At 71.4% G+C, this 8,665-nt stretch carries 9 protein-coding genes and 1 tRNA gene; 5 read left to right on the top strand and 5 right to left on the bottom strand.

Going from position 1 to position 8,665, the window contains the following annotated elements; all coding sequences use genetic code 11:
• Nucleotides 1–289 precede the first annotated feature (289 nt).
• A complete protein-coding gene (locus tag G6R24_RS15315) occupies nucleotides 290–727 on the top strand; it encodes a DUF3052 domain-containing protein (RefSeq protein ID WP_163549925.1) in 438 nt (145 codons plus the stop codon).
• 243 nt (nucleotides 728–970) lie between these two features.
• On the opposite strand, the gene G6R24_RS15310 is transcribed toward G6R24_RS15315, so the two are convergent.
• Nucleotides 971–1,696: a DUF4234 domain-containing protein gene (locus G6R24_RS15310; RefSeq protein ID WP_225438569.1), complete on the bottom strand. Its 726-nt coding sequence runs from the start codon at nucleotides 1,694–1,696 to the stop codon at nucleotides 971–973.
• A 387-nt stretch (nucleotides 1,697–2,083) separates the two neighbouring features.
• Here G6R24_RS15310 and G6R24_RS15305 point away from each other — a divergent pair, with 387 nt between their 5' ends.
• The 4 genes from G6R24_RS15305 (at nucleotide 2,084) to G6R24_RS15290 (ending at nucleotide 5,100) form a co-directional block, all read left to right on the top strand.
• Nucleotides 2,084–2,542 carry a peroxiredoxin gene (locus G6R24_RS15305; protein ID WP_163549923.1) on the top strand — a complete coding sequence of 153 codons (459 nt, stop codon included), beginning with the start codon at nucleotides 2,084–2,086 and terminating at the stop codon, nucleotides 2,540–2,542.
• A 183-nt stretch (nucleotides 2,543–2,725) separates the two neighbouring features.
• Nucleotides 2,726–2,797, top strand: a tRNA-Val gene (locus G6R24_RS15300).
• Nucleotides 2,798–3,046: 249 nt separating this feature from the next.
• Nucleotides 3,047–3,373 carry an FKBP-type peptidyl-prolyl cis-trans isomerase gene (locus tag G6R24_RS15295; protein WP_163549922.1) on the top strand — a complete coding sequence of 109 codons (327 nt, stop codon included), beginning with the start codon at nucleotides 3,047–3,049 and terminating at the stop codon, nucleotides 3,371–3,373.
• A 317-nt stretch (nucleotides 3,374–3,690) separates the two neighbouring features.
• Entirely contained in the window at nucleotides 3,691–5,100 is a 1,410-nt protein-coding gene (locus tag G6R24_RS15290) for a lamin tail domain-containing protein (protein ID WP_225438568.1), read from the top strand.
• 58 nt (nucleotides 5,101–5,158) lie between these two features.
• On the opposite strand, the gene G6R24_RS15285 is transcribed toward G6R24_RS15290, so the two are convergent.
• The 4 genes from G6R24_RS15285 to G6R24_RS15270 form a co-directional block, all read right to left on the bottom strand.
• Nucleotides 5,159–5,965 (bottom strand): enoyl-CoA hydratase-related protein, encoded by an 807-nt coding sequence (locus G6R24_RS15285; RefSeq protein WP_163549921.1) that lies wholly within the window; start codon nucleotides 5,963–5,965, stop codon nucleotides 5,159–5,161.
• Nucleotides 5,962–6,432 (bottom strand): pyridoxamine 5'-phosphate oxidase family protein, encoded by a 471-nt coding sequence (locus G6R24_RS15280; protein ID WP_163549926.1) that lies wholly within the window; start codon nucleotides 6,430–6,432, stop codon nucleotides 5,962–5,964. Before G6R24_RS15280 ends, G6R24_RS15285 begins: the two co-directional genes overlap by 4 nt.
• Before the next feature lie 96 nt (nucleotides 6,433–6,528).
• Nucleotides 6,529–7,902 carry a GDSL-type esterase/lipase family protein gene (locus G6R24_RS15275; RefSeq protein WP_163549920.1) on the bottom strand — a complete coding sequence of 458 codons (1,374 nt, stop codon included), beginning with the start codon at nucleotides 7,900–7,902 and terminating at the stop codon, nucleotides 6,529–6,531.
• Nucleotides 7,895–8,560 carry a TetR/AcrR family transcriptional regulator gene (locus tag G6R24_RS15270; RefSeq protein WP_163549919.1) on the bottom strand — a complete coding sequence of 222 codons (666 nt, stop codon included), beginning with the start codon at nucleotides 8,558–8,560 and terminating at the stop codon, nucleotides 7,895–7,897. Before G6R24_RS15270 ends, G6R24_RS15275 begins: the two co-directional genes overlap by 8 nt.
• Between the last annotated feature and the right edge of the window lie 105 nt (nucleotides 8,561–8,665).

The raw sequence follows: 8,665 nt of genomic DNA, 5'->3' as shown, positions 1-8,665 counted from the left end.
TTAACCTACGGCCATTGTGGCGGGGTGAGACGGGGCCGGGCGAGGATGAAGGTCCGCGTCGCCGGGATGAAACGACTCGCAACCGGGTACCTGCCACCCACCTCCATCATCGAGGATGCCCTGGTCGGTCCACGATTGACGGCGTGGCACTTGCGCAGCCACGGCAGGTCCGGTGGACTAGGTCGAGACGCGTCGCGTGATGGACACCATCGCGGGCTGCGTCGACACACGAACAGGACGTCTCCGCGCCCACCGCGGAGCGTCAACAACGAACAGGAGGTAGCGCAGGGTGAGTCCGACCGCGGCGAACGCCGAGGGTCAGCGCCGGGCGGAGCGGCTGGGAGTCTCCGCCGGGACCCAGGTGCAGTCGCTCAACGAGGACGATGACATCGCCCAGGACCTGCTGGACGCGGTGACCAGTGCCAGCGGTACCGAGCTAGTCCCCGAGGGCTCCGATGACGTCGTCGACATCGTGCTGCTGTGGTGGCGCGACGACGACGGCGATCTGGCGAACGCGCTTATCGACGCGCGCCGCCAGCTCTCCGACGATGGTGTGATCTGGCTGCTGACACCCAAGGCGGGACGGGACGGTCACGTTGCTCCCAGCGACGTGCTGGACGCGGTGCCCACCGCCGGCCTGGTGCAGACCAGCACGCTCAGCGCGGCCCAGGAGTGGTCCGGTCAGCGGCTCGCGGCCCCCAAGTCGCAGCGCACGCGCCATCGCTGAGTAGCGCGCCGGCGTCGTCCCCGGGTGCCAGGCCGGCCCGGGGATCGGCGTGGCCGGAGCCCGCCTTCGGGGTGGGCGGCTTCCGGTCGGCCGGGCGGCGCGTGGCCGGAGTCCGCCGCGCGGCGGCGTCCCGGTGGTGGTGTGCCACCGTCGGCGCCGCGGGCGCGCGCGGGCGTGGTCCGACCACGTCCGCGGTTCCCGCCTGCCCGCGGGCGACACCCGGGCGCGGCCGGATGGGTTGGGTCAGCGGTACAGCGGGACCTGCTGGCCTTCGACGGCACCCGGGTAGCGATCCCAGAGGCGGTTGAGCTCGAGCTGCAGGAACAGCGGTCCGAAACCGATCAGGAACAGGACGAACGCGAGCACCGGGTTGGTCTCCGGCACGCCCGCGGCATGCTGGGCGGCGCGGGTGCGGGTACCGAGCCGCCAGGCCGCGACGAACGGTGGCACGATCACCAGCCAGCCGATCAGGAAGGCCAGCACTGACAACGTCGGGTTGACCTGGATGCGCCGGTCGTATTCGGCCAGTTCCCGGTTCGTCTTGTAGACCCAGACGAACGGGTAGACACCGAGGGTGAGCAGCGGCAGGCCGAGCCAGGCGGCGAACGGGTTGCGATGCTTGCCGAGCATGCCGGCGCCGCCGAGGTCGCGGACCGGGCCAGCGGGCCCGTCCGGCCCGGGGAAGCCGTAGTCGGGGGTCGCCGGGTAGCCCTGCTCCGGTTCCGGCCCGGACAGCGACTCACGGAACGCGTAGATCGGGAAGCCCCCGGTGGACGTGCCCGGCCCGTCGATCGGGGGCGGCTCCCTGGCCGGCTGGCCGCCCGGACGCGGCTGCTCGGCGGGGTAGGGCGGCTCCGGGGGAAGACCCGTCTGGTAGGCACGATCGGATGACCAGCCATGGCGGTCGTGGACATCTGGTTGGCCATGCGGCTCAGGGAAGCCGTGGGGGGTCGCGCTCTGGTCGGTCAACGTTGGTCCTGCCCTCATCGGTGTCCATGCCGGTGGCGTACGCGGATCGTGCACCCTGGTACCGCACGTCTGGTCGATGGCTCCCGCGTCGATCGGCCAGACTAGGCCAGTCTGGCCGATGACACCTCAACACTCGCCGCCTGTGTGTCTCGGGAGCGTGAAACTTGCCGGCGGCGCGGGCCCTGAAACATCCACGCCGCCCGTTGTGGGCCACACCGCGCCGCACCGATCGGTTCCCGGTCGGCGGAAACTGGCATGCTGGCGGTAACTGGCATGCTGGCAGCAGGCGACGGCGGGCCCGGTCGTGGTGGTGTCCTGGACGGATGTCGGCCTGATCGGAGTTGGCGTCACCGTGATCATCCCCATCGTTGTGGAGAGGAAGCGCTCGTGACTGTCGAAGTTGGCTCCGTCGCCCCGGACTTCTCGCTGAAAGACCAGAACAACGAGGTCGTCACCCTGGCCGACTTCCGCGGCAGGCGGAACGTCGTGCTGCTGTTCTACCCGTTGACCTTCACCGGTGTCTGCCAGGGCGAGCTGTGCTCCGTGCGGGACGACCTCGGTTCCTTCCAGAACGACAACGTGCAGGTCCTCGCCGTTTCCGTCGACTCGCCGTTCGCCCACAAGGTCTGGGCCGACCAGCAGGGCTACGAGTTCCCGCTGCTGGCCGACTTCTGGCCGCACGGCGCCGTCGCGTCCTCCTACGGCGTTTTCAACGAGGAGCGGGGCATCTCCGTACGCGGCACCTTCGTGATCGACAAGGAGGGCGTCGTGCGCTGGAAGGTCGTCAACAACATTCCCGACGCGCGCGACCAGGCCGAGTACCTCAAGGCCCTCGCCGCCCTCTAGACTGTGGGTACGGGAGTCGGTGCGCGTTGCCGGGCCCTCGGGGCCCAGGTGCCGCCATCCGCGAGCACTGCCGCCACCGGCTCCCCCTCCGCCGCGCTACGGCTGCGGTGTCGTCCTCATGGCGCACAGGCGTAAGCTTGGCGGGCTATGGCTCCGGCTACTTCTGGAGCTCTGGCTACTCCCGGGCGCGTAGCTCAGCGGGAGAGCGCTCGCCTTACAAGCGAGTGGTCGCAGGTTCGATCCCTGCCGCGCCCACCCACCGATTCCGCACGATCACCGCTCCTGTGGACCAGTCCGCGGCATGGCCGCTGGCCGCTGGCTGAGCCCCCGAATCCCTCCACGTGGTGGTTCCGCGGTGTCGGCGAGGGCCCTACCACGTGGGGGCATGGCCGGCACGAAGGACCGTTAGGGTCGAGGGAGCCGGGCGGCGGGCCGGGTTCCGCGGGCGGGTGTCGTCCGGCGGCCGGCCTGCTTGCCTCCATCGAGGTAGGAGAGGCATTTCGCATGGGTGTTTCGATCGAGACGCTGTCGCCGGGGGATGGCAGGACGTTCCCGAAGAAGGGCGACACGGTGACGATCCACTACGTCGGCACCTTGCGCAGTGGCAAGGTCTTCGACTCGTCCCGTGACCGGGGCACACCGTTCACGACCGAGATCGGGATCGGCCGGGTCATCCAGGGCTGGGACGAGGGCGTGCCCCAGCTCTCCCTCGGCCAGAAGGCCGTCCTCACCATCACCTGGGACTACGCCTACGGTGAGGCCGGCTTCCCACCGGTCATCCCGCCGAAGTCCGACCTGCTCTTCGAGGTCGAACTGCTCGGGATCTCCTAGTCCGGCGGGCGGCCTGCCCGGCTGGGGCGTCCCCGCACCGGGCAGGCCGCCGCGGCGTGGCAGTAGTGCGATCCTGGGCGTAGCGCGGCCGGGTGGCTGCGCGCAGTGGTCATCAGTGCTGCCCATGTTGTTGGTGGCGCGTTCAGCGGGTCGTCGCCGGTGTGCGGAAGGCTTCGCCACGGCAGGGAGAGGGGTTTCCCCCCGGCCTGGTCCGTGGAACAGGAGTCCGCTCCGTGCGCCGATGGTCACGTGGTTCCCTACCTCCCCTGCCGACACCCGCCCCGTCGGCAGCCACCCGGCCGGCAGCTTGCCCGTCGGTGTGGTCACGGTCGCGCTCGGGGTCGCGCCGCCGGCCCGCGGTCGCCGCGGCGGGGACAGCGCTGCTGCTGGGCCTGGCGAGTGTCGCCGGCCTGGTGGCGCTGCCCCAGGCGGCGCAGGCGGCGACGACGGTGCGGATCAACGAGATCGAGTCCAGCGGCGGCAGCCCGGGTGACTGGGTGGAGCTCGCGAACACCGGCACGACCGCGGTGGACGTCTCCGGCTGGAGCGTGCGGGACAACGACGACACCCACGTGTTCACGATCCCGGCCGGCACCTCCGTGGCCGTCGGTGGCCACCTGGTCCTCGACGTGGACCCCGTGTTCGGGCTCGGCGCCGCCGACTCGGTGCGGCTCTACCAGGCCGGCGTCACCACCCCGGTCGACTCCTACACCTGGACGTCGCACGCGTCGACGACCTACGGGCGCTGCCCCGACGCCACCGGGGCGTTCACGACCACCGCGGCGTCCACCCGCGGGGCGACGAACTCCTGCCCGCCGGCGACCTGGCCGGGCGGCAGCGCCGTGTCCGTCGCCGACGCGGCGAACGTGTTCGGGGAGAACCTCAGCGGCCTGTCGTTCGAGAACGCAAGCCAGCTGTGGGCGGTGAAGAACGGCCCCGGCACGCTCTACCGACTGGTCCCCAGCGGGTCGAACTGGACGCCGGACACCACCGGTGGCTGGACGTCCGGCAAGGCCCTGCGCTACCCCGGCGGCACCGGTGACCCGGACGCCGAGGGCGTCGTCACCACCCCGGACGGACTGTTCGTCGCCACCGAGCGCAACAACGCCAACAGCGGCGTGAGCCGCCCGGAGATCCTCCGGTTCGACGCCACCTCCAGCGCGTCCGCGCTGACCGCGACGGGGGAGTGGAACCTCACCGCCGACCTGCCGGCGGTGGCCGCGAACAGCGGGCTGGAAGCCATCTCGTGGATTCCCGACTCCTACCTGACCGCGCACGGCTTCCATGACGACCACACCGGCGCCGCCTACAACCCGGCGAGCTACCCCGGGCACGGCACCGGCCTGTACTTCGCCGGGCTGGAGGCGAACGGCTCCGTCTACGCCTACGCGCTCAACCAGGCCGGCACCACCTACACCCGGGTCGCCACGTTCGCGAGCGGGTTCTCCGCCGTCATGGACCTGGAATTCGATCCGAGTACCGGTCACCTGTGGGCGGAATGCGACGACACCTGCCAGGGTCGGACGGCGGTCCTCGACATCAACGCGTCGGGAGTCCTCACCGGCACCGCCGTGTACGCGCGTCCCAGCGGAATGAGCAACTACAACAACGAGGGATTCGCGCTCGCACCCGCGGCGAGCTGCTCCGGCGGATCCCGTCAGGTCGTCTGGTCCGATGACAGCAACGATGGCGGCCACGCCCTGCGCCGCGGAACCCTGACCTGCTGACCTGAGCTGACCCGCTGGCCCTGCCGGGTCAGCGGGCAAGTCGGTCCTGTCTGTCGGCTCAGTGGGCCTTCCAGACTGGTGGACGGCGTTCGAAGAAGGCGTCGATGCCCTCGCGGAAATCAGCGGTTCCCATGAGGTCGGTGTGGGCGGCGTCGCTGCGGGCCCAGATCTCCGTCTCGTCGGGAGCGATCTCGTGACGGGCGATGCCCAGGGCCGCGCGCACGGCCAGCGGTGCGTTGGCGTTGACCCGCTCGGCCAGTGCGAGCGCGCCCTCGAGGGCCCCACCGGGCTCGGTGAGGACGTTGACCAGGCCGAGACGTTCGGCCCGTTCGGCGGACAGGTCGTCCCCGGTGGCGAGCAGCTCGAAGGCGACGTTGCGCGGCAGTACTCGGGAGATCCGGAAGGCACCGCCGAAGTCGGGCATCAGGCCCCGCTTGACCTCGGGTAGGCCGAACCGGGCGTCGCGGGCGGCGACCACCAGATCGCAGCACAGCACGAGTTCGACCCCGCCGCCGAGCGCGAAACCCTCGACCGCGGCGATCAGCGGTTTGGTCCGCTGCCGGTGGATGAGCCCCACCAGGCCACCGCGTTCGGTCGGCTCGCCGGCGCCGGTCCTCAGATCGGCGCCGGCGGAGAACATCCGCGGCCCGCCGGTGAGGATGGCGCACCACAGCTCGGGATCATCCTCGACCTCGTTCATCGCCTGGTCGATGCCCGCGGCGATGGCGGGGTTGAGCGCGTTGCGTTTGGCCTCCCGGTCGATCCGGATCACCAGGGTCCGGCCGTGCCGGTGCGTGGTGACCGGCTGGGGCCCGTCCACCCCGGTTGGACGGGCGGAGTCGACCGGGGTGGCGGGGATCGTCATCGGCCGAGCTTCCGGTGGTCCCAGGAGGCCGCCTTCTCGGGGGTCAGGCGCAGCCAGCCGTGCCGGCCGTCGTGGAACATCGAGCCGTCGGGGCGGCCGCCGTACTTGGCGGCGAACAGTCGCTCGGGTGTGGCGACTTCGGGGGCGTCCTCGTCGCCGGTGCGGGGGACCGGGCCGACCGGCTCGAAGCGGCCGCGCAGCTCCACGCCGTGCAGCTCGGTGAACCCGCCGCCACCGTCGACGACGACGGCCGTCCGGGGGTCGCGCCGCACGTCCGTCCAGCGCTGGCTGCGCACGATCGAGTAGAGCCACAGGGACGTGCCGTCCCAGACGAACCACAGCGGGCTCAGATGTGGGGCACCAGAGGAGGTCAGCGTCGCGACGCGGCAGATGCGTTCCTCGGTCAGCAGTGTGTCGACCTCCGCGCCGGTCAGCGCGATCTTCCGGCCGCGGCGCTGGGTCTCGATCAGGTCAGGCTGCATGGATTCTCCCTACCTGGGTTCTGGTTCCTGCCGGGGTTGTGGTTGCGGCCAGCGTGGGCTGGCGCTGTCCGTGCGCGGTGCTCACCGCCTGACGGCCGCCAGGGTGAGCACCGCGTCCGCGGCCACCCGACCCATGACCTGGTAGGCCGCCCGGTTGGGATGCAGATAGTCGCCGGCGCTACCGGCGCTGCTGGGCACGAACGGCGCCGGCAGCGTCCCGGTGGCCGGGTCGGTCACGGCGGCGGCCAGGTCGGCGGTGGCATCGAAGATACCGCTGGTGAGGATGAACTCGTTGAGTTCCCGGCGGTACTGGTCCACCTGACGGCCGCCGATGTGGGCGGCCAGCTCCGCGCCGACCGACCGCAGCGGGCTGTCCGCCGGCGGCGTGCCACCGGGGGCCAGCGCGGGGGGGATCGTCGCGCCGACCACCCGCACCCCGGCGTCGTGCAGCACGTCGACCACCTGCCGGTAGCCGGCCAGCACGGGCCCCGGGGTGCCCCGGCCGATCCCCAGATCGTTGATCCCCTCGAGCCAGACCACCACGTCGAGCCCGGACAGGCCGAGCATGTCCCGGTGGACCCGCACCGTCGCCGGCTGCCCGATCATCGCCGCGGCCACCGCGTTGCCACCGATTCCCTGGTTGACCACGCTCACCCGGTCGCCGAGCGCGGCGTGCAACCGGCGCGACATCGCGTTCGACCAGCGGTCGTACCCGCCGTGGGTGGAGAACGTGCCGTCGGTCAGGGAGTCACCGAACGCACAGACCACCAGGGTGGCATCCGGTAGCCACATGTCGACGGCCTCGACGAACAGCACCGAGTTGATCGTGTAGGGGTAGGCGTGGTCATCCGGCGCGCCGGTCTGGTCGCCCGAACCCGGCGGGCTCAGATAGCCGGTGACCAGGCCGTCGGAGTGGGCACTGATCGGCCCGGACGCGCCGCGCACCGCGAGGCTGACCGCGAGCTCGCGACCGGCCAGCCAGCGTGGGGTGATCCGGTCGACGAACGGCAGGGCGACCGGGTCGCTGAACCTGCGCTCGCCGGGCGGGATCGTCACCTCCGGTCGGCCCTCGAAGGTCAGGGCGACCGAGGTGCCCTCGACCAGGTTCGCCTGGTACTCCCGCAACGCCACCGACGCGGCGCCGAAGGTCACGGCGTTCGGGCCGAACGCGTTGGACAGCCGCACCCGGGCGACGGCGCCCCACACGTCCGGCTTGACGATCATGCGGATGGTCTGGTCGCGGGCGCCGTCGGTGACGGGGCGGGTGAGGGCGAAGGAGAGGTCGGGCTGCGGCATGTACGCCGCCACCGCGGCGCCGGGCGGGGCGAGTGGGCCGAACGGGCCGGCGATCGACGTCGACCACGACGCCACCCATCCCGCGCCGCGGTCGGCCGCCGCCGGCCCGGACGTCGCATCCTGGCGACCGGAGTCAGTCAGGCGACCGGAGTCAGTCATGGGTGCGCGCATCTCCCGAAACCTGCTCCGCCGTTGCCGGGCTGTCGAGCTGTGTGACCTGGCCCGGGGCCGAGAGGAAACCGATGGTTCCCGTGATGGCGGCATGGGCCAGGGCGCTGGCGGTCTGCCAGTCGCGGCCGGCGTCGATGATGACGGCGGCGGTGAAATGGGAGCTCAGATGGGCTCCCACGGTGGTGAGCAGCGCGTCGGGCGGAGGGCCGCGGTGGCCCTGTTCGTGCCACAGGGTCGCGGCGATCTCGAGGATCCGGTCGTTCCAGTCGCGCCGGGTGGACCGCTGGAACGTGGCGAGGTCCGGCGGCAGATCGGTGCGGGCGGCCATCTCCCAGTAGCCGGGGCCGATGGAGGCGTTCATCCGGTGGGCCGTCTCACAGGTCGCCCGCAGCCACTGGTCGACGTCGCCGCAAAAAGGCGGCAGCGACCGCAGGTAGTGCGTCATCGCGGCCTGGAAGGCGCTGGCGATGAGCTTCTCGCGCGTACCGAAGAGCCGGAACAGCGTGCGCCGGCTCACCCCGGACGCCTCGGCGAGCTGGTCCATGGTCGCGTCGACGCTGTTCTCGATCACGTACCGGCGAGCGGCGGTGAGCACATGCTCGAGTGCCGCCTGCCGCTTCACCTCCGCGAGGGGTCGGGTGGTCACCGGCATGGGGCCACGGTAGCCGTTGACACCCATTAGTGCCACGTACGACGCTGTGCGGTGCACAAGTGAAGGATCTACGGGTTGGCGGTGGGTAACTGGTCAGGT

The organism is Candidatus Frankia nodulisporulans (assembly GCF_902806475.1).
Lineage (GTDB): Bacteria > Actinomycetota > Actinomycetes > Frankiales > Frankiaceae > Frankia > Frankia umida.
Note: the sequence above shows the minus strand (reverse complement) of the source record. Positions and strands in the feature narration are given on the sequence as shown.